General features: G+C 71.5%; 18 protein-coding genes. 13 read left to right on the forward strand and 5 right to left on the reverse strand.

Going from position 1 to position 20,651, the window contains the following annotated elements; all coding sequences use genetic code 11:
• Positions 1-98: 98 nt before the first annotated feature.
• Positions 99-2,678, forward strand: a complete 2,580-nt coding sequence (gene pepN, locus QFZ76_RS19250; RefSeq protein WP_307674899.1) for an aminopeptidase N — start codon at positions 99-101, stop codon at positions 2,676-2,678.
• A gap of 69 nt (positions 2,679-2,747) precedes the next feature.
• On the opposite strand, the gene QFZ76_RS19255 is transcribed toward pepN, so the two are convergent.
• Positions 2,748-3,677, reverse strand: a complete 930-nt coding sequence (locus QFZ76_RS19255; RefSeq protein WP_307674900.1) for an EamA family transporter — start codon at positions 3,675-3,677, stop codon at positions 2,748-2,750.
• A 110-nt stretch (positions 3,678-3,787) separates the two neighbouring features.
• On the opposite strand from QFZ76_RS19255, the gene QFZ76_RS19260 reads away from it, so the two are divergent.
• Complete coding sequence (locus QFZ76_RS19260) at positions 3,788-4,294, forward strand: MarR family winged helix-turn-helix transcriptional regulator (protein ID WP_307674901.1); 507 nt, start codon at positions 3,788-3,790, stop codon at positions 4,292-4,294.
• Positions 4,295-4,331: 37 nt separating this feature from the next.
• Here QFZ76_RS19260 and QFZ76_RS19265 read toward each other — a convergent pair whose 3' ends face one another.
• From QFZ76_RS19265 to QFZ76_RS19275, 3 genes are all read right to left on the reverse strand, one after another.
• Positions 4,332-4,565 (reverse strand): hypothetical protein, encoded by a 234-nt coding sequence (locus tag QFZ76_RS19265; protein ID WP_307680066.1) that lies wholly within the window; start codon positions 4,563-4,565, stop codon positions 4,332-4,334.
• Between the two features lie 116 nt (positions 4,566-4,681).
• Positions 4,682-6,775 (reverse strand): 4-alpha-glucanotransferase, encoded by a 2,094-nt coding sequence (gene malQ, locus QFZ76_RS19270; protein WP_307674902.1) that lies wholly within the window; start codon positions 6,773-6,775, stop codon positions 4,682-4,684.
• Positions 6,776-7,021, reverse strand: a complete 246-nt coding sequence (locus tag QFZ76_RS19275) for a hypothetical protein (protein WP_307674903.1) — start codon at positions 7,019-7,021, stop codon at positions 6,776-6,778. It lies immediately after the preceding gene.
• A gap of 162 nt (positions 7,022-7,183) precedes the next feature.
• Between QFZ76_RS19275 and QFZ76_RS19280 the strand changes: the two genes are divergently transcribed.
• Genes QFZ76_RS19280 through QFZ76_RS19290 form a run of 3 tightly spaced genes read left to right on the forward strand, consistent with a single transcriptional unit; the run spans position 7,184 to position 9,809 of the window.
• Entirely contained in the window at positions 7,184-7,717 is a 534-nt protein-coding gene (locus tag QFZ76_RS19280; RefSeq protein ID WP_307674904.1) for a PadR family transcriptional regulator, read from the forward strand.
• Positions 7,714-8,400, forward strand: coding sequence for an ABC transporter ATP-binding protein (locus QFZ76_RS19285; RefSeq protein WP_307674905.1), 687 nt, complete (start codon positions 7,714-7,716; stop codon positions 8,398-8,400). Before QFZ76_RS19280 ends, QFZ76_RS19285 begins: the two co-directional genes overlap by 4 nt.
• 29 nt (positions 8,401-8,429) lie before the next feature.
• Positions 8,430-9,809 (forward strand): FtsX-like permease family protein, encoded by a 1,380-nt coding sequence (locus tag QFZ76_RS19290; RefSeq protein ID WP_307680067.1) that lies wholly within the window; start codon positions 8,430-8,432, stop codon positions 9,807-9,809.
• A 110-nt stretch (positions 9,810-9,919) separates the two neighbouring features.
• Here the strand turns inward: QFZ76_RS19290 and QFZ76_RS19295 are convergent, their stop codons facing one another.
• Entirely contained in the window at positions 9,920-10,456 is a 537-nt protein-coding gene (locus QFZ76_RS19295; RefSeq protein WP_266439462.1) for an HNH endonuclease, read from the reverse strand.
• A 351-nt stretch (positions 10,457-10,807) separates the two neighbouring features.
• Between QFZ76_RS19295 and QFZ76_RS19300 the strand changes: the two genes are divergently transcribed.
• The 8 genes from QFZ76_RS19300 to QFZ76_RS19335 all read left to right on the forward strand — a co-directional run bounded on the left by QFZ76_RS19300 (position 10,808) and on the right by QFZ76_RS19335 (position 20,625).
• Entirely contained in the window at positions 10,808-11,905 is a 1,098-nt protein-coding gene (locus tag QFZ76_RS19300) for a mechanosensitive ion channel family protein (protein ID WP_307674906.1), read from the forward strand.
• Between the two features lie 206 nt (positions 11,906-12,111).
• Positions 12,112-13,323, forward strand: coding sequence for an ROK family transcriptional regulator (locus QFZ76_RS19305; RefSeq protein WP_307674907.1), 1,212 nt, complete (start codon positions 12,112-12,114; stop codon positions 13,321-13,323).
• 93 nt (positions 13,324-13,416) lie between these two features.
• A complete protein-coding gene (locus QFZ76_RS19310) occupies positions 13,417-14,748 on the forward strand; it encodes an ABC transporter substrate-binding protein (protein WP_307674908.1) in 1,332 nt (443 codons plus the stop codon).
• The gene (locus tag QFZ76_RS19315; RefSeq protein WP_307674909.1) at positions 14,748-15,689 is read left to right on the forward strand and encodes a carbohydrate ABC transporter permease; all 942 of its coding nucleotides are present in this window, start codon (positions 14,748-14,750) and stop codon (positions 15,687-15,689) included. The genes QFZ76_RS19310 and QFZ76_RS19315 overlap by 1 nt, the downstream gene beginning before the upstream one ends.
• A gap of 2 nt (positions 15,690-15,691) precedes the next feature.
• A complete protein-coding gene (locus tag QFZ76_RS19320) occupies positions 15,692-16,585 on the forward strand; it encodes a carbohydrate ABC transporter permease (protein WP_307674910.1) in 894 nt (297 codons plus the stop codon).
• 7 nt (positions 16,586-16,592) lie between these two features.
• On the forward strand, positions 16,593-17,858 hold the full coding sequence (locus QFZ76_RS19325; protein WP_307674911.1) for a 6-phospho-beta-glucosidase: 1,266 nt from the start codon (positions 16,593-16,595) through the stop codon (positions 17,856-17,858).
• The gene (locus QFZ76_RS19330; RefSeq protein WP_307674912.1) at positions 17,849-18,820 is read left to right on the forward strand and encodes an N-acetylglucosamine kinase; all 972 of its coding nucleotides are present in this window, start codon (positions 17,849-17,851) and stop codon (positions 18,818-18,820) included. The genes QFZ76_RS19325 and QFZ76_RS19330 overlap by 10 nt, the downstream gene beginning before the upstream one ends.
• Before the next feature lie 368 nt (positions 18,821-19,188).
• Positions 19,189-20,625 (forward strand): hypothetical protein, encoded by a 1,437-nt coding sequence (locus QFZ76_RS19335; protein WP_307674913.1) that lies wholly within the window; start codon positions 19,189-19,191, stop codon positions 20,623-20,625.
• Positions 20,626-20,651: the final 26 nt, after the last annotated feature.

Raw genomic sequence — 20,651 nt, forward strand, 5'->3', positions numbered from 1 at the left:
CGCGCATCCGCCCTGCCCACCGGCGGGAAACGGACATCGCGTTCCGTGCAGGCCCGTGGAAGGATGGCCAAACCCACACATCACGAGGAGATGACCGCGTGCCTGGCACAAACCTGACTCGCGAAGAGGCGCAGCAGCGGGCGAAGCTGCTCACCGTTGACTCGTACGAGATCGATCTCGACCTCTCCGGCGCGCAGGAGGGCGGCACCTACAGGTCCGTGACCACGGTGCGCTTCGATGTCGCCGAGGGCGGCACGGAGTCCTTCATCGACCTGGTCGCCCCGACCGTCCACGAGGTCACCCTCAACGGCGACCAACTCGACCCCGACGAGCTCTTCGCGGACTCCCGGATCGCGCTGCCCGGGCTGCTGGAGGGCCGCAACGTCCTCCGGGTCGCGGCCGACTGCGCGTACACCAACACCGGTGAGGGGCTGCACCGGTTCGTCGACCCCGTCGACAACCAGGCCTACCTCTACACCCAGTTCGAGGTGCCGGACGCCCGCAGGGTGTTCGCGTCCTTCGAGCAGCCCGACCTCAAGGCCACCTTCCAGTTCACCGTGCGGGCGCCGGAGGGCTGGACGGTCATCTCCAACTCGCCCACCCCGGAGCCGAAGGACAGCGTCTGGATCTTCGAGCCGACGCCGCGCATCTCGACGTACATCACCGCACTGATCGTCGGCCCGTACCACTCGGTGCACAGCGTGTACGAGAAGGACGGCCAGACCGTCCCGCTCGGCATCTACTGCCGCCCCTCGCTCGCCGAGCACCTCGACTCGGACGCCATCTTCGAGGTGACCCGGCAGGGCTTCGACTGGTTCCAGGAGAAGTTCGACTACCAGTACCCGTTCAAGAAGTACGACCAGCTGTTCGTGCCGGAGTTCAACGCGGGCGCGATGGAGAACGCGGGCGCGGTGACCATCCGCGACCAGTACGTGTTCCGGTCGAAGGTGACGGACGCCGCGTACGAGACGCGCGCCGAGACGATCCTGCACGAGCTGGCCCACATGTGGTTCGGCGACCTGGTCACCATGGAGTGGTGGAACGACCTGTGGCTGAACGAGTCGTTCGCCACCTACACCTCCATCGCCTGCCAGGCGCACGCGCCGGACAGCCGCTGGCCGCACTCCTGGACCACCTTCGCCAACTCCATGAAGACGTGGGCGTACCGGCAGGACCAGCTGCCCTCCACGCACCCGATCATGGCCGAGATCCGCGACCTGGACGACGTGCTCGTCAACTTCGACGGCATCACGTACGCCAAGGGTGCCTCCGTACTGAAACAGCTCGTCGCGTACGTCGGCATGGACGAGTTCTTCGCGGGTGTGCAGGCGTACTTCAAGGCGCACGCGTTCGGCAACACGCGCCTGTCCGACCTGCTCGGCGCGCTGGAGGAGACCTCCGGCCGTGACCTGGGGACCTGGTCGGAGAAGTGGCTCCAGACCGCCGGCATCAACATCCTGCGCCCGCAGATCGAGACGGACGCGAACGGTGTCATCACGTCCTTCGCGATCCGCCAGGAGGCCCCCGCGCTGCCCGCCGGCGCGAAGGGCGAGCCGACCCTGCGCCCGCACCGCATCGCGGTCGGCCTGTACGACCTCGACGACGACAGCGGCAAGCTGGTGCGCGACGAGCGCATCGAGCTGGACGTCGACGGCGAACTGACCGCCGTACCGCAGCTGGTGGGCAGGCGCCGCCCCGCGGTGGTCCTCCTGAACGACGACGACCTGTCGTACGCGAAGGTCCGCCTCGACGAGCAGTCCCTCGCCTTCGTCACCGAGCACCTCGGCGACTTCGAGTCGTCCCTCCCCCGCGCCCTGTGCTGGGCGTCGGCGTGGGACATGACCCGGGACGCCGAGCTCGCGACCCGCGACTACCTGTCCCTGGTCCTGTCGGGCATCGGCAAGGAGTCCGACATCGGCCTGGTGCAGTCGCTGCAGCGCCAGGTGAAGCTGGCGATCGAGCTGTACGCCGACCCGACCGCCCGCGAGGCCCTGCTGACCCGCTGGACGGACGCCACGCTCGCGCACCTGCGGGCGGCTGCGCCGGGCAGCGACCACCAGCTGGCGTGGGCGCGCGCGTTCGCGGCGACGGCCCGTACACCGGAGCAGCTGGACCTGCTCGACGCCCTGCTGGAGGGCACGCAGACGATCGAGGGCCTGGCCGTCGACACGGAGCTGCGCTGGGCGCTGGTGCAGCGGCTGGCCGCGGTGGGCCGCTTCGACGAGGCGGAGATCGCGGGCGAGTACGAGCGCGACAAGACGGCGGCCGGCGAGCGCCACGCGGCCACCGCCCGGGCCGCCCGCCCGACGCCGGAGGCCAAGGCGGAGGCCTGGGCGTCGGTCATCGAGTCCGACAAGCTCCCGAACGCCGTCCAGGAGGCCGTCATCGGCGGCTTCGTCCAGACGGGGCAGCGCGAGCTCCTGGCCCCGTACACGGACAAGTACTTCGAGGTCCTGAAGGACATCTGGGAGTCCCGCTCCCACGAGATGGCCCAGCAGATCGCGGTCGGCCTCTACCCGACGATCCAGGTCTCCGAGGCCACGCTGAGCAAGACGGACGAGTGGCTGGCCTCGGCGGAGCCCAACGCGGCCCTGCGCCGACTCGTCTCCGAGTCCCGTGCGGGCGTGGAGCGAGCGCTGAAGGCGCAGGCGGCGGACGCGGCGGCCGCGCAGCAGTAGGCGCCGTTCGTACGACGACGGGGGCGCCCGGTGGGGAAACCGGGCGCCCCCGTTCGCGTGCGACCGCCGTCAGGCTGCGGGCACGCGTGCCGCCGGGGAATCTTCCCGAGCGTTCCTTTCAGGAGAACTGATCGTTCGGGCGGGCGTACGGACCGGCTGCAGCTGGCCCGCCACCGTCGCCCCGAACGCCAGCCCCATCCCCACCAGTTGCACCGGCGCGAGTGCCTGCCCGAGCGCCGCCCAGCCGACCACCGCGGCGGTCAGCGGCGAGAGCGGGCCGAGGAAGGTGACCTGGGTGGCGGTGAGGCGGCCGATGCCGCGGAACCACAGCCAGTACGCGACCGCCGTGTTGGCCAGCGCCAGGTAGACGTAGCCGCCGACCGCCCGGCCGTCCAGCGCGGGCGGGGCGCCCTCGACGAGGAGGGCGAGGGGGGCGATGAGCAGGCCGCCCGCGGTCAGCTGCCAGGCGGTGAGCGCGAGGGGGCCCACACCGTCCGGGCGGCCCCAGCGCTTGGTCAGTACGGTGCCGGCGGACATCGAGGCGGTCGAGGCGAGGGCCGCGAGGACGCCCACGGTGTCGAGCGCCCCGGCCGCCTTCAGGACGACCAGGCTCACCCCGGACGCGGCGACGAACCCGGTGATCACACTGCGGGCCGTCGGCCGCTGCCCCAGCAGCAGCGCCGACAGACCCACGACGAACAGCGGCCCGATCGAGCCGACGACCGCCGCCATCCCGCCAGGCATCCGGTACGCCGACAGGAACAGCAGCGGGAAGAAGGCGCCGATGTTCAGCGCCCCGAGCACCGCCGCCTTCCCCCACCAGGCGCCGCGCGGCAGCACCCGGGCCAGGGCCAGCAGGACGAGGCCGGCGGGCAGGGCGCGCATGAGGCCGGTGAACAGGGGGCGGTCGGCCGGCAGGAACTCGGTGGTGACGGCGTACGTGGTGCCCCAGGAGACGGGGGCGAGGGCGGTGAGCAGGACGGTCGCTGGCCGTTTCATGACCGGCACCCTTCTCCGAAGGTAGCTTGATGAAAAGTAGCTTAGCTTTAAGCTACTTGCAGTCAAGCCACTTTCTTGCAGGTGATCGGAACCGGGCGGATACTCGCCCCATGAGTGCAGAGCGCAAGGACGCCGTCGACGCGATCATCGAGCAGTGGGCCGACGTGCGGCCCGACCTCGACACGGCCGCCATGGAGGTCTTCGGCCGGATCTACCGGCTCTCGCGCGCGATGGGCGACCGCATGGAGAAGGCGTACGCGAACCTCGGGATCTCCCGCGGCGAGTTCGACGTCCTGGCGACCCTGCGCCGGTCCGGAGAGCCGTACACCCTCTCCCCCCGCCAGCTCTCCGGGACGCTGATGCTCACCACCGGCGGCATGACCGGCCGCCTCGACAAACTGGAGCGGGCGGGCCTGCTGCGCCGCTCCCCCGACCCGCACGACCGCCGGGGCCTGCAGGTGACGCTGACGGAGAAGGGGCTGGCGCTCGTCGACGAGGCGGTGGGCGCGGGCCTCGCGGTCCAGACGGACGCCCTGAAGGGCGCCCTGGACGAGGAACAGGCCGGCCGATTGGCCGACCTGTTGCGAGAGTTGCTCATCGGGACCGAGGGGTCCTAGCAGCGAGCCGGTCCGGGCTCGGGGGAAACCGCCCCGGTCAGGCCTTCGAGCCGGCCTCGGCCTTGGGCCTGGTCTTGATGTTGCGGGTCGTCACCCGGTGCGCCTCGTGCGACTTGTCCAGGACCATCACCAGGCCCGCGATGACCGCGAACAGGGCGATGGGGGCCACGACGAAGAGACCCAGCGTCTCGATGACCCTCAGGCCGGTGCCGGGGTCGTCACCGTCGTCGCGGGTCAGCGCGAGCGCGGGGGACGACATGAGCAGCATCATCAGCGTCGTACCGGCAGCCAGGGCGCCGGCGCGCAGGGCGTTCTTCTTCACAGGGCCAACGTAGCGAACGGCCGGAAGGGACGCGCGTCCGGGGTGCCGTATGAGGCGGGCGGCGCTCACGAAGCGCCACCCGTGGTGTGCCGGAAAACGTCCAGCAGCGCATGCAGCCGCGGCGACCCCGCCAGCTCCTCCAGCGTCACCGGCCGCCCCTCCGTGTCCGCGATCGGGAGCCGCCAGTTCGGGTACTGGTCCCAGGTGCCCGGCAGGTTCTGGGGGCGGCGGTCGCCGACGGTGTCGGGGAGCCAGATGCCGACCATGCGGGCGGGGGTGTGCAGGAGGTAACGGTGGACGGCCTGGATCTCGGCCTCCTCCGAGGACGGGTCGATGCCGCCGCCGGTGCCCTGCAGGAGGCCGAGGCGGGCGAGCAGGGCCAGCCACTCCGCGGTGTCGGCCGACGCCTCCGCCCGTTCCTCGTCCAGGGGGCGGGTCAACAGGCCGAGGTGGTCGCGGAGTTCGACGTGTTCGCCGGTGAGACGGGACGCGGTGGGCGGGAGGTCGTGGGTGGTGGCGGTGGCCAGGCAGTCGGCGCGCCAGTGGTCGGGGGGCAGGGGGCGGCCGTCGCCGTCCCAGTCGCGCTCGAACCACAGCACCGACGTGCCGAGCACTCCCCGCTCGCGCAGCGTCTCGCGCACACCCGGCTCCACGGTGCCCAGGTCCTCGCCGATCACCACGACCCCGGCGCGCGAGGCCTCCAGGAGCAGTACGGCGAGCATGGCCTCGGCGTCGTAGCGGACGTACGTGCCCTCGGTGGGCGGTTCGCCGAGCGGCACCCACCACAGCCGGAACAGGCCCATGACGTGGTCGATGCGCAGGGCGCCGGCGTAGCGGAACAAGGCCTGCAGCAGGGACCGGAAGGGCTCGTAGCCCGACTCGGCCAGGCGGTCCGGCCGCCAGGGCGGCAGGCCCCAGTCCTGGCCGCGCGCGTTGAAGGCGTCCGGGGGTGCGCCCACCGACATGCCCGCCGCGAAGTACTCCTGCTGCGCCCAGGTGTCGGCGCCCTCGGGATGGACCCCGACCGCGAGGTCGTGGACCACGCCCACCGGCATGCCCGCCTCGTGGGCCGCGCGCTGGGCGGCGGTGAGCTGGGTGTCGGTGAGCCAGGCGAGGTAGGTGTGGAAGTCGACGCGGTCCATCAACTCGCCGCGGGCGCGGGCGGTTTCGGCCGAGCGGGGGTCGCGCAGGCTGGCCGGCCAGCCGTGCCAGTCGGAGCCGTGCACCTCGGCGAGGGCGCACCAGGTGGCGTGGTCCTCCAGGGCCTCGCCCTGCTCGGCGAGGTAGTCGACGTAGGCGGCGCGCCGGCCCGGCCCGAGCGGCACCTCCCGGACCAGCTCCAGCGCCTCCAGCTTGAGCTCCCACACGGCGTCCCGGTCGATCAACGCGCCCTTCTCCAGCACCGACGCGCGCAGCCGCTCCGCCCGCTCCAGCAGGCCGCTCAGCCGCTCGCGGTCCGTGACCTGGGCGTACTCGGGAATGTCCGCGACCCGCAGATGCACCGGGTCGGGGAAGCGGCGTGAGGAGGGGCGGTAGGGGGACGGGTCGGTGGGGGCGCCGGGCACGGCCGCGTGCAGGGGGTTGACCTGAACGAAGCCGGCGCCGAGCGCGCGGCCGGCCCAGGCGGTGAGTTCGGCGAGGTCGCCGAGGTCGCCCATGCCCCAGGAGCGTCGGGAGAGCAGGGAGTAGAGCTGCACGAGGAGGCCGTACGAGCGTCCCGGCGGCGCGGGCAGCCGGGGCGGGGCCACGATCAGGTGGGCGCGGGCGGTGCGGCCGTCGGTCGCGGTGGCGGTCACCCGGTGGACGCCGGGCGGGAGTTGGTCGGCGGCGGCGCGGGTCTCGCCCTGCTCGGTCTCGATGCGCAGGCGGGTGCCGGCCGGGAGGGCGTCGAGGGCGGCGCAGGTGCCGCCGCTCCAGCACACCACCGTCGGCGGCAGCAGCCGCTCGCGCAGTTCCCGTTCACGGGCGGCGAGTGCGCCCCGCACCGCCGCGGGGGTGCCCGCGTCGACGCCGAGGGCGGCCAGGACCCGGGTGACGGCGGCGGCCGAGGCCGCGACCGTACGGTCCGGGGAGGGGCTGTACGAGGTCGCGACGCCGTGCAGCGCCGCGAGCCGGGACAGGTCCTCGGTGGGCGGCTCGACCGACCGGGGTGCTGTCATCTAGGGCTCCGCGTGCACGTCGGACTCGCTGGTCAGGGGGGCGGCGTCGGCGAGCGGCGGCTCGCTGGTGAGGGGTTCGGCGTCCGGCAGGGGCGGTTCGCTGGTGAGGGGGGTCTCGGCGCAGGCTCCCTCCGCGCTGAACACGCAGAAGTGCCCCTCGGACAGGGCGGACAGGGCGGACAGGGCGGACGGCTCCGCCTCGGGTTTGGAGGGGGCGGGGAGCAGAAGGTATGCCGATGCGGCCACGGGGGCCTCCTTGTCGAGGGCGACGATCGGTCATCGCAGCTCTACCCAGTGGCCGCGGCGGCAGACGTACAAGAGGGAACAACGTGCCTCTCATCACAACCTTCCAAGCTCCCCTCCCCACACTATTCACTCAGTACATATATCCAGTACATAATGCTGCCCATGAGCACCCGCCACATCCTGCTGGGGCTGCTCGCCGGAGGGCCGAGCCATGGCTACGACCTCAAGCGACGCCACGACGAACGTTTCCCCCAGGCCCGCCCGCTGGCCTACGGGCAGGTCTACACGACCCTGCAACGCCTGGTCCGGGACGGCCTCGCGGAGGTCGAGGGCACCGACTCGGACGGCGGTCCGGAACGGACGACGTACCACTCCACGGAGGAGGGAGCGCGTGAACTGGCCGAGTGGGCCGGGCGCATCGCCCCGCCCGCGCCCTTCGTGACGAATGAGATCTTCGCCAAGGTCGTCGTCTCGATCCTGGCCGGCGGCGACCCGGCCGCCTACCTCCGGGAGCAGCGCGCCGCCCACATGGAGCGGATGCGGGAGCTCACGGCGGTCAAGACCGCCACGGGGGCCGACCTCGCGACCGTGCTCTCGGCCGACTACGCCCTCAACCACCTCGACGCCGAGCTCCGCTGGATGACCACCACGGCGGCCCGGCTCACCACCCTGACCGCGGAGGTCGACTCAGCATGAGCAACCCAGTGCCGCTCCTGGCGGCCCGTGACCTCGTCAAGGCGCACGGCAGCACCGAGGCCCTGCGCGGCGCCTCGGTCGAACTGCGCGCCGGCGAGATCCTCGCCGTCACCGGTGCCAGCGGCAGCGGGAAGTCGACGCTGCTGCACTGCCTGGCCGGGATCGTCCGCCCGGACGCCGGCTCGGTGACGTACGGCGGGGAGCGGCTCGACCGGCTCCCCGAGAAGCGGCTGAGCGAACTGCGCCGTACCGAGTTCGGCGTGGTCTTCCAGTTCGGGCAGCTGATCCCCGAGCTGACCGCCCTGGACAACGTGGCGCTGCCGCTGCTGCTGGCCGGCACCTCCCGCGAGGACGCCCACGGGCGGGCCGGCGAGTGGCTGGAGCGGCTGGGGGTGCGGGGGCAGGCGGAACTGCGGCCCGGCGGGATGAGCGGCGGCCAGGCCCAGCGGACCTCGCTGGCCCGGGCGCTGGTGACCGGGCCGAAGGTCGTCTTCGCGGACGAGCCGACGGGCGCGCTGGACTCCCTGGCGAGCGAACAGGTGATGACGGCCCTGGTGCACACGGCCCGCGAGTCCGGCACGGCGGTCCTGCTGATCACGCACGACGCCCAGGTGGCGGCGTACGCGGACCGCGAGGTGCGGCTGAGCGACGGGACCGTGTCGGCGCTGGAGGTGACCGCGTGAGCTCCATAGGCTCCGTGAGCTCCACGGGCATGCTGCGCTCCCTACGGACCGACCTGCGCATGGCCTGGCGGCTCACCCGGGGTTCCGACCGGCAGGAGTGGTGGCGCATGACGCTCACGGCGCTGGGCGCCGCGCTCGCGACCGGCATCGCCCTCGCGGCCGTCACGCTGGGCTCGCTCCGGGGCAGTCACCGGGTGCCTGTCGGGAACGAACTGCTGGACGAGCCCGGTACGCGCGCCGGAGTGATCCTCGCCCTGCTGCTCCTGCTGATACCCGTGCTCGGCTTCCTCGGGCAGTGCGCCCGTATCGGCGCCGTGCACCGCGACCGGCGGCTGGCCGCGCTGCGGCTGGCCGGGGCCACTCCCTGGCAGGTGCGCCGGATCGCCGCGCTGGAGACCGGGCCGGCCTGTCTGCTCGGCTCGGTGTCCGCAACCGTCGTCTCGGTGGTGGCCCTGCTGCGGCTGTGGGACGAGCCGACCGCCCTCGCCTGGACCGGCGTGGCGCTGGTCGCCGTCGGTGTCCCGGTGCTGGGCGCTGCGGCGAGCGCCGTGGCGCTGCGCCGCGTGGTGGCCTCGCCGCTGGGCTGGGTACGCCGGCTGCGGCCGCGCACGGGCCGGGGTCCGGGCCTGCTGTTCCTGGGGGCGTTCCTCCTGACGGGGGCGGTGGCTCTCGCCACGGTCACCCACACCTCCACGGGCACGACCGGCCGGGGGTACGGGAAGACGCCGCTGATGGTGTCAGGCCTCGTCGTCGCGGTCGGCGCGGGCGCGGTGTGGCTCGCGGGTGCCACGGCCAGGGGCGTCGGGCGGCTGCTCGCGCGCCGGGCCCGGACGGCGTCGACGCTGATCGCGGCGGAACGGCTGCGCGACGACCCGTGGGCGGCGGCCCGCACCCACGCGGCCGTCCTGCTGGTGACGGTCGTGGGCACGGGCTTCGTGGGCGTACGGCAGGTGATGCTCGCCGATCTGCACGGCATGCGCCGCGATGGCCATCTCGGCATGGACATGGGCTACTACACGACGGGGCTCGATCTGACGGCCGCCGCGATCCTCGTGGCCCTCGCGATCGTCCTGTCCGCTCTCGCCGTCGGCACCGCCGAGGCCCTGGCCACCCGGCGCCGAGGCCTGGCCGCGCTGACCGCGGCCGGGGTCCCGCGCACGGTGCTGGGCCGGGCGCTGCTGCTGGAGACCGCGCTGCCGCTGCTCCCCGCGGTCGCGCTGGCCGGCACCGGCGGTATGGCGATCGGCGTCTGGTACGCCGCGATCACCACGGAGTACACCACCCCGTCCGTGCCGTACGCGGCTCTCCTGGTCCCGCTCGCCGTGTACGCGGCCTGTCTGCTGGCCGCGGCCACGTCACTGCCCCTGCTGCGCCGCTCGCTGCACCCGGCGGAGCTGCGCTACGCGTGACCCCATGACCGCCGGCCCCGGGGGTACGGGGGACCCCCGGGGCCGGCCACGGCCTGTCCGGCGCCGCGGCGCCGGACAGGCCGTGGCCGGCAACAGAAAAGCCCGGATCCTCAGGCTGAAATGCCCTCGATCCGGGCCAGGGCGTCGTCCGCGCCGTACGGCTGCAAGTACGGCATCCAGCGCGGGTCCCTGTGGCCGGTCCCGATGATGCGCCAGGCCAGGCCGGTGGGCGGGGCGGGTTTGTGGCGCAACCGCCAGCCGATCTCGACGAGATGGCGGTCGGCCTTGGTGTGATTGCAGCGGCGGCAGGACGCCACCACGTTGTCCCAGGCGTGCTTGCCCCCGCGGCTGCGCGGGATGACGTGGTCGACGCTGGTTGCGACGCCACCGCAGTACATGCACCGGCCCCCGTCACGGGCGAACAGCGCCCGGCGGGTCAGAGGAACGGGCCCCCGATAGGGAACCCGGACGAATCGCTTGAGCCGGACCACGCTGGGTGCGGGGACTGTGACGGTCGCGCTGTGCATGAAGGCGCCGGACTCCTCGAGGCACACGGCCTTGTTCTCGAGGACGAGGATGAGCGCGCGGCGGAGCGGTACGACGCCGAGCGGCTCGTACGACGCGTTCAGGACCAGGACATGCGGCACGGATGGCCTCCTTGGACGCCGGCGGCGCGTGGCTCGCGCCGGGACGATTCGTAGTCAGTGTCTCCTCATGCCTGGTGGAAACGCCACCATGTGCCGGTAACGGGCTGAGAGTGTTTTCGACCACATCGGGAGCATTCCCAGGACCGCGCGCTGTTCATCCCACCTGTTCATCCCCAGGTTCATCCCCAGGTGAGCGTTGTCTCTCCCTCGAACATTGCGCCGATCCATACACGTTGCCCCGATAGTGTGGTGGACCTGCCCCACCGGTGACCTTTTCGTGACCTTGAAACACGACAGATGACCTTGACCACTGCCGGAGGGGCGGACCGCTGCACCGTGGAGGTACCTGCCGTGTCCTTGTCCGCCGTCCTACTCGCCGCCGGTTCGTCGCCGTCGCCGTCTCCCTCCGAGACGCCGACCACTCCGGCGGTGCCGTCGCTCGAGGATGCCCAGGAGAGCGCGACGAGCGCCGCCGGCTGGATCGAGCAGAACTGGTCCACCTGGCTGGCGATCGGCCTGAGGGTCCTGCTGATCGTCGTGATCGCGGCGGTGCTGAGAGTCGCGGTGCGGCGGGCGATCACCAAGCTGATAGACCGCATGAACCGCTCGGTGCAGGCGGTCGACGGCACGGCGCTCGGCGGCCTGCTGGTGAACGTGGAGCGCCGCCGCCAGCGCTCCCAGGCGATCGGCTCGGTGCTCCGTTCGGTCGCGAGCTTCCTGATCCTCGGCACCGCGGCCCTGATGATCCTCGGCACCTTCGAGATCAACCTCGCCCCGCTGCTGGCGTCCGCCGGTGTCGCGGGTGTGGCGATCGGTTTCGGTGCGCGCAACCTCGTGACGGACTTCCTCTCCGGCGTCTTCATGATCCTGGAGGACCAGTACGGCGTCGGCGACACCATCGACGCGGGCGTGGCCTCGGGCGAGGTCATCGAGGTGGGCCTGCGCGTCACGAAGCTCCGCGGCGACAACGGCGAGATCTGGTACGCCCGCAACGGCGAGGTCAAGCGCATCGGCAACCTCTCCCAGGGCTGGGCCACGGCCGGCGTCGACGTCACCGTCCGCTCGGACGAGAACCTCGACAAGGTGAAGCGGACCCTGAACGAGGTCGGCGAGAAGATGAGCAAGGAAGAGCCCTGGAACGAGCTCCTGTGGGGCCCGGTCGAAGTCCTGGGCCTCGACAGTGTCCTCCTGGACTCGATGGTCGTCCGCGTCTCGGCGAAGACCGCGCCCGGCAAGGCCCTCACCGTCGAACGCGAACTGCGCTGGCGCGTCAAGCACGCCTTCGACGCGGCGGACATCCCGATCGTCGGCGGCCCCGCCCTCCCCGCGGACGCCGAGCCGGACGCGGACCCGACGGCCGGCATGGCGCCCCCGTCGGCGTACAGCAACACGGGGTCCCCGCAGGCGCAGGCGGCCACGCCGCTGACGCCGCCGAGTGTGGCCAAGTAACGACACCGCGAGCCCTCGACCGCCCCCGCAGGTAACGACTGTGTTGCCTCGGGGGCGGCCTATTGACGACGCCTTCACACCGGTCCTATGGTCCAGACCACCAGACAGGAAACCTTCCTAACAGTCGCGGGCTCCGGTCACCGCCGGATGGACTCCCCGCCCTGATCACTGGGAACCTGGACAGCCGAGAGGCAGGTGTCGACCCCATGGCAGGAACCGCCGGTACGCCGGGCACCCCGAGCGTCCTGCGCGCCATGAACGACCGCGCCGCCCTGGACCTCCTCCTGGAGCACGGGCCGCTGTCCCGTACGCGGATCGGCAAGCTCACCGGCCTCTCGAAGCCGACCGCGTCCCAGCTGCTGGCCCGCCTGGAGGCATCGGGGCTGGTCCTCGCGACCGGCACCAGCGAGGGCCGCCCGGGGCCCAACGCCCAGTTGTACGAGGTCAACCCGGCCGCCGCGTACGCCGCCGGGCTCGACGTCACCCCCGAGCGGGTCCGTGCCGCCGTCGCCGACATCACCGGCCGCACGGTGGGCTCGTACGAGCTGCCCACCCCTGGCAGACGCCCCGCCCACCCCGTCGTCCGACAGGTCACCGACGCCCTGGACGGCGCGGTCAAGGCGGCCGGGCTCGCCCGTGACGAGGTCCACCGGCTCGTCATCGGCACCCCGGGCGCCTTCGACCCCAACACCGGCCGACTGCGCTACGCCTCCCACCTGCCCGGCTGGCACTCCCCGACCCTCCTGGACGAACTCGCCGCCGCCCTGCCGATGCCGGTCGAGTACGAGAACGACGTCAACCTCGTCGCCGTGGCCGAGCAGCGGCTCGGCGCGGCCCGCGGGCACGGCGACTTCGTTCTGCTGTGGAACGAGGGCGGCCTCGGTGCCGCCCTGGTCCTCGGCGGCCGGCTGCACCGCGGCTGGACCGGCGGCGCCGGCGAGGTCGGCTTCCTGCCGGTGCCGGGCACCCCCCTGGTCCGGCAGGTCAGCAAGGCGGGCAGCGGCGGCTACCAGGAGCTGGCCGGCTCGCAGGCGATTCCCAAGCTGGCCCGGGACCTCGGCGTCGAGGACATCCCGTCGGGCCCGTACGCCGAGGTCGCCGCCGCCCTCGTCGCGCGTGCCGCGGAGGCCGACGACGGCCCCCACCGGCGCCTGCTGGAGGCGTACGCGACCCACCTCGCCACCGGTCTCGCCTCCCTCGTCTCCGTCCTCGACCCCGAACTCGTGGTCCTCAGCGGCGCCTCGCTCACCTGTGGCGGGGAACCGCTGCGCGCCCTCGTCCAGGCCGAACTGGAGGAGCTGGCCGCACCCCGGCCGCGGCTCGTCGTCGGCGACGTCCGTGACCACCCGGTGCTGCGCGGCGCGCTGGAGAGCGCGCTCGCGGCCACCCGCGACGAGGTCTTCGACACCTCGCGCTGACCCCTCCAGTCCCCTCTCACCGACACACCCGACACACCCCCCTCGCGCACACCCATCACCCTCAGCCCCGCCCTGCCCTTGGGAGACCTCGTCATGCCCGGAATATCCAGGAAAGTCGCGCTCGCTGCCGCCGCCTCCGTCGCCCTCCTCGCCACCGCCTGCACCGGCCAGTCCGGCTCCGGCGCGAGCGACGACCCCTCCGAGGACACGACCCTCAACTTCTGGCACGCCTGGAGCGCGCCCGCCGAGGTGAAGGCCGTGAAGTCGCTGGTCGCCGGTTTCGAGAAGGCGCACCCCACCATCCACGTCAACGTCGTCGGCAACATGACCGACGACAAGATGAACCAGGCGCTCAGGACGGGCGGTGACAAGGCGCCGGACGTGATCTCGTCGTTCACCACGAACAACGTGGGCAAGTTCTGTTCGTCGGGCGCGCTGGTCGACCTCAATCCCCTCTTCGAGAAGTCGGGGATCGACCCGGCCAAGACCTTCCCGAAGGCGATGAGCGAGTACACCGAGTTCGACGGGAACCGGTGCAGTGTCCCGCTGCTGGGCGACGCCTACGGCCTCTACTACAACAAGACCGCCTTCGAGAAGGCCGACATCACGACCCCGCCGAAGACCTGGTCCGAGTTCGAGGCCGACGCCAAGAAGCTGACGATCTCCGACGGGGACAGCTACAAGCAACTCGGCTTCATGCCGAACTACCACGGCTGGGAGACCACGACCGAGCACTACCTCGGGCAGTTCTCCCCCACGTACTTCGACTCCAGCGGCAAGTCGACCATCGCCACGGACCCGGCCGTCGAGGCCGGTTTCACCCTCCAGAAGAAGCTCGTCGACGAACTCGGCGGCTACCAGCGGCTGGAGAAGTACCGCTCCACACTCGGCGACGAGTGGGGTCCCAAGCACCCCTTCCAGACCGGCCAGGTCGCCATGCAGCTCGACGGCGAGTGGCGCCTGGGCATGGCCCTGGACGCCAAGCCGGACTTCGAGATCGGCGTGGCCCCCCTGCCCGTCCCCGACGACCAGGCCGACCAGTACGGCAAGGGCTACATCACCGGCACCATCGCCGGCATCGCCGCGACCAGCAAGAAGCAGAACGCGGCCTGGGAGCTGGTGAAGTACATGACGACCGACACGGCCGCGGTCGTCGCCTTCTCCAACGCCATCCACAACGTGCCGTCCACGCTGGCCGCCCTCAAGTCGCCGGACCTGAAGTACGACCCGCGCTTCAAGACCTTCCTGGACATCGCCGCGAACCCGAACTCCACGACGTCTCCGGCCTCCGTCAACGGCGGTGTGTACCTCGCGACGATCCAGAACTTCGGGTACGAGTACGAGAGCGGCAAGGCCAAGGACCTGAAGGCGGGCCTCGCGAGGACCGCCAAGCAGATCGACACGGACATCGCACAGGCCAAGTAATGAGCACGATCACTCTCGCGTCGAAGCGCCGCCGGTCGGCGCTTCGAACCGCCGCCTTCATGTCGCCCTGGCTGATCGGTTTCGCGGTCTTCTTCGCGTACCCGATGATCTCGACGGTCTACTTCTCGTTCATGCAGTACGACGGCTTCAAGCCGCCGACGTGGAGCGGAACGAAGAACTGGACGTACGTCTTCGAGCACTACCCCTACTTCTGGCCCGCCCTGCGCAACACCCTGTGGCTGGTCCTGATCACGGTCACGCTCCGGGTCGCCTTCGGACTCGGCGTCGGCCTGCTCATCACGAAGATCAGGACGGGCACGGGTGTCTTCCGCACCCTGTTCTACCTGCCCTACCTGGCCCCGCCGGTGGCGGCCACCATGGCCTTCGCCTTCCTGCTCAACCCCGGTACCGGACCGGTCAACTCGATCCTCGAAGGCATCGGCATCCCGGCCCCCGGCTGGTTCAACGACCCCTCCTGGTCCAAGCCGGCCCTCACCCTGCTCGCCCTGTGGGGCATCGGCGACCTGATGGTCATCTTCATGGCCGCGCTGCTCGACGTACCCCGGGAGCAGTACGAGGCGGCCGAGCTGGACGGCGCCTCGGCCTGGCAGCGCTTCCGGTTCGTCACCCTGCCGAACATCTCGCCGATCGTGATGTTCGCCGTGGTCACCGGCGTGATCCAGACCATGCAGTACTACGCCCAGCCACTGATCGCCGGGAAGGTCGCCTCGGGCGTGATCCAGGGCGCGGGCACCCAGTTCGAGCCCGGCTATCCCGACAAGTCGACCCTCACCCTCCCCCAGCTCGTCTACAACCTCGGCTTCCAGCGCTTCGACTACGGCTCCGCGTGTGTCGTCGCCCTCGTCCTCTTCGCCCTGTCGATGGCGTTCACCGCGTTGCTGATGCGGCGCCGGGGCGGTCTCATCCAGGCAGGTGACTGACCATGACCCAAGTACTGGACAGGCCGGTGGAGTTGCCGGCGCCCGTCTCCCCGGCCGAACGCACGGCCCGCCGCAGGGCGTTCCTCGAATGGATCGCCATCCACTCCCTCGGGGTCGCGGTGGCCCTCTTCTTCACCCTCCCGTTCGTGTTCGTCTTCCTGACGTCCCTCATGAGCGACTCCCAGGCCCTCAGCCGCGATCTGATCCCGCACACCTGGGAGTGGGGCAACTACGCCAAGGTCTTCGACACGCCCGGCTTCCTGACCTGGTGGAAGAACACGCTCCTCTACGCCGGTGCAGGCACCGTCCTCACCGTCGTGTCCTCGATCCCCGTGGCGTACGCGCTCGCCAAGTTCCGCTTCCGGGGCCGCAATCTGTCCCTGATGCTGGTGATCTCGATGATGATGCTGCCGCCGCAGGTGGTCGTCATCCCGATGTACCTGTTCTGGGCGAAGCAGCTGGACCTGTCCGGCACGCTGTGGCCGCTGATCATCCCGATGGCGTTCGGCGACGCGTTCTCCATCTTCCTGCTGCGGCAGTTCCTGACGACGATCCCGAACGAGTACCTCGACGCGGCGCGGGTGGACGGCTGCGGCGAGCTGCGCACCCTGCTGAGGGTCGTCCTGCCGATGGCCAAGCCGGGCATCGCAGCGGTCGCCCTCTTCCAGTTCTTCTACGCGTGGAACGACTACTTCGGCCCCCAGATCTACGCCTCCGAGAACCCCGGCGCCTGGACACTGAGTTACGGACTGGAGTCGTTCAAGGGAGCGCACCACACCGACTGGAACCTCACCATGGCCGCGACCGTACTGGTCATGGCCCCCGTGATCCTCGTGTTCTTCTTCGCCCAGAAGGCGTTCGTCGAGGGCGTCACGCTCACCGGAGTAAAGGGTTGAACCACCTATGAAACTCACCGTGGTCGGCGGAGGATCGACCTACACACCCGAACTCGTCGACGGCTTCGCCCGTCTGCGGGACACTCTGCCCGTCGAGGAACTGGTCCTCGTGGACCCGGCGGCGGACCGCCTGGACCTGGTGGGCGGCCTGGCCCGCCGTATCTTCGCCCGGCAGGACCACCCGGGCCGGATCGTGACCACGTCTGTGCTGGAGGAGGGCATCGAGGGCGCCGACGCGGTCCTGCTGCAACTCCGCGTCGGCGGCCAGGCCGCTCGCGAGCAGGACGAGACCTGGCCCCTGGACTGCGGCTGCGTAGGCCAGGAGACGACCGGCGCGGGCGGCCTCGCCAAGGCGCTGCGCACGGTCCCGGTGGTCCTCGACATCGCGGAACGGGTCCGTCGTACGAACCCCGACGCCTGGATCATCGACTTCACCAACCCGGTCGGCATCGTCACCCGCGCCCTGCTTGAGGCCGGCCACAAGGCGGTCGGCCTGTGCAACGTGGCGATCGGCTTCCAGCGGAAGTTCGCGGGAATGCTCGGCGTCACACCCGGCGAGGTCCACCTGGATCACGTCGGCCTCAACCACCTCACCTGGGAGACGGCCGTACGCCTCGGCGGCCCGGAGGGCGAGGACGTCCTGCCCGAGCTCCTGTCGCAGTACGGCGACACGATCGCCGCCGACCTGCACCTGCCCCGCCCGCTCTTGGACCGCCTCGGCGTGGTCCCGTCGTACTACCTGCGCTACTACTACGCGCACGACGAGGTCGTACGGGAACTGAGAACGAAGCCGTCCAGGGCGGCCGAAGTAGCGGCCATGGAACGACAACTGCTGGAGATGTACGCCGACCCGGCCCTGGACGAGAAGCCGGAACTCCTCGCCAAGCGGGGCGGCGCCTACTACTCGGAGGCGGCGGTCGACCTGGCGGCCGGGCTGCTCGGCGGAGGCGGCAGCCCCTACCAGGTGGTCAACACCCACAACCGCGGCACCCTGCCCTTCCTCCCTCCCGACGCGGTGATCGAGGTGCAGGCGGCCGTGGGGCAGAAGGGGGCGACGCCGCTGTCCGTGCCGACCGTGGACCCGCTGTACGCGGGCCTGATGGCGCAGGTGACGGCGTACGAGGAGCTGGCGCTGGACGCCGCGCTGCGGGGCGGCCGCGACCGGGTGTTCCGGACGCTGCTCGCCCACCCGCTCATCGGCCAGTTCGAGTACGCCGACACCCTCACCGACCAGCTGATCGCACACAACCGGGAGCATCTCGCGTGGGCCTGACCGCAAGTGTCCTCGCCGTCGACGCGGGCAACAGCAAGACCGACGTCGCGGTCGTGGCTGCCGACGGAACCGTCCTCGCCACGGCCCGCGGCGGCGGGTTCCGACCGCCCGTGGTGGGCGTGGAGGCGGCGGTGGACAAGGTGGCGCAGGCCGTGGAACAGGCCTTCGCCGCGGCCGGGGTCGAGTCGGTCGACCACGTCTCCGCCTGCCTCGCCAACGCCGACTTCCCCGTCGAGGAGGAACAGTTGGCGGCCGCGCTGCACGCGCGCGCGTGGGGGGCGAGTACGCAGGTCCGCAACGACACGTTCGCGGTACTGCGGGCCGGCGTCACCGAGCCGCGCGGGGTCGCCGTCGTCTGCGGCGCCGGCATCAACTGCGTCGGCATGCGTCCCGACGGCCGCACCGCCCGCTTCCCCGCGCTGGGCCGTATCTCCGGCGACTGGGGCGGCGGCTGGGGCCTCGCCGAGGAGGCCCTGTGGCACGCGTCGCGCGCGGAGGACGGCCGCGGACCTGCTACGGCCCTTGCGCGCACCCTCCCGGCCCACTTCGGGCTGCCCTCCATGTACGCCCTCGTCGAAGCCCTGCATCTGGAGCACATCGGCACGGCCCGCCGCCACGAGCTGACGCCGGTGCTCTTCGCGACGGCCGTCGCCGGTGACGCGGTGGCCAGCGGCCTCGTCGACCGCCTGGCCGACGAGGTGGTGACCATGGCGACGGTGGCGCTGACGCGGCTGGATCTGTTGGAGGAGGAGACGCCGGTGCTGTTGGGAGGCGGGGTGCTGGCGGCCCGGCATCCCCGACTGGACGACGGTGTACGTGACTTGCTGGCGTCCCGGGCTCCCAAGGCCGTACCGCAGGTGGTGACCGCGAGTCCAGTACTCGGCGCGGCGCTGCTGGGGCTGGACCGGGTGGGCGCGTCCGGAGAGGTACAGGAGAGGGTGCGGGCGTACTTCGAGCACTGAGCCGGGTTTCGTCATGGCACCCGGCGCTGGTGCGGACGCCCCTGGGGGCTCCGCCCCCAGACCCCCGGCCTATGCCCACCCACCACCCGACTCGGTCGCTCAAGAAGTGACCGTCGCCCTGGAGGCCCCGCGGCCCCCGGATGGAACCGAACCGATTCCACCGGCGTATGAATGGGCAGGGGGTGGTGCGGGGCCGCGGCCGTACCACCGCAAGAGCACACTGCGATCCGATCAAGATCCAGCCAAGGCCGGTGCGGATGTCAGTCCCGGCAGCGATACTTGCGGCGACGGATGACCATGGGGGAGGTCAAGTGACACACCCGCCGAAAAGCAGCGCGGCACCACCACCAGGCTCCGGTGTGCCCACGATGCCCGCGGTACCACCACAGCCGCAACCACAGCCACACCCGAGCGGCCCAGTGCCGCCGGTGCAGCACAACAACCCCACTCCCCGCACGTCCCCTGCTCCCCCCACCCCGCCCGAGCCGCACCGCCGCACCGCCTTCGCCGAGGGCGTCGACCGACTGCGCACCGCCGCCACCACCGAGCCCGGCCGGCTGCGCATCATCGGCGCCGTCCTCGCCCTGCTCGTCGTCGCGTTCGGTACCGTCACCGCCTGGCAGATGGCCGACCGGTCGACCGCCGCCGACGACGTGCTGAACAACAGCCAGCCGCTGAGCTCCGCCGCGGCCGACATCTACCGCTCGCTCGCCGACGCCAACACCGCCGCCTCCAGCGGCTTCCTGGCCGGCGGCCAGGAGACGGCCGCCTCCCGCGACCGGTACGAGAAGGACATCGACGCCGCCGCCGAGGGCCTGGTCCAGGCGGCGGCCAACTCCGACCCGGACTCGCCGGCCGCGGAAACCGTGGCCAGGCTGAACAAGCTGCTGCCGGAGTACAAGGGCCTGGTCGAGCGGGCACGGACGTACAACCGCCAGGGCTTCCCGGTCGGCGGCGCCTATCTGCGGTACGCCAACGAGAAGATGCAGAAGGAGATGCTCCCGGCGGCCGAGGATCTCTACAAGAAGGAGAACCAGCGCCTGCGCGCCGACTACGGCGACGCCACGCCCTACCCGTGGGCGGCGATCGGCCTCGGCGTCCTCGCGCTGGCCGCGCTCGCCTGGGCCCAGCACCGCAACTACCGGCGTACGAACCGCGTCCTGAACCACGGCCTGGTCGCGGCCACCGCGACCGCCACGGTGGTGCTGCTCTGGCTGGTCGTCGGCCACAGCGTGGCGCGCGCGGCCCTCGACGACTCCTACGACCACGGCGTCCGCTCACTGAACGTCCTGCACGACGCCCGCATCGCCTCCCTGAAGGCGCGCGGCAGCGAGAACCTGACCCTGGTGGCCCGCGGCGCCGAGACCGTAGAGGTGAACGGCACGACGTACGACGCCTACGACCACGACTTCGGCGAGGAGATGGACACCCTCGGCAAGGGCCTGGCCGAGGCGGAGAAGCTCGCCGACGACAAGACGGGCGAGCAGCCGGTCACCGCGGCCGTCGGCAACATGGCCGAGTGGAAGAAGCGTCACGCCGCGGCCCGCGACCAGGACGAGAACGGCAACTACCAGGCGGCGCTGGACAGGGTGATCGGCCCCAAGGGCGCGACCGGCGAGTGCTTCGACAGCGTCGACGCGAACCTCGCCACAGCGATCACGCACGAGAACGCCGAGTTCGAGCAGGCGGCCGGCAACGGCCTGGACGCGATGACGGGGCTCACGGTGGGCGCGGCCGTCCTCGCGGTCCTGGGCGCGGCCGGCGCCGTCCTGGGTATCGGCCGCAGGCTGTCGGAGTACCGGTGAGAGGGGGCGTGACGATGCGGCGGTGG

This window comes from Streptomyces sp. V4I2 (assembly GCF_030817655.1).
GTDB lineage: Bacteria > Actinomycetota > Actinomycetes > Streptomycetales > Streptomycetaceae > Streptomyces > Streptomyces plumbiresistens.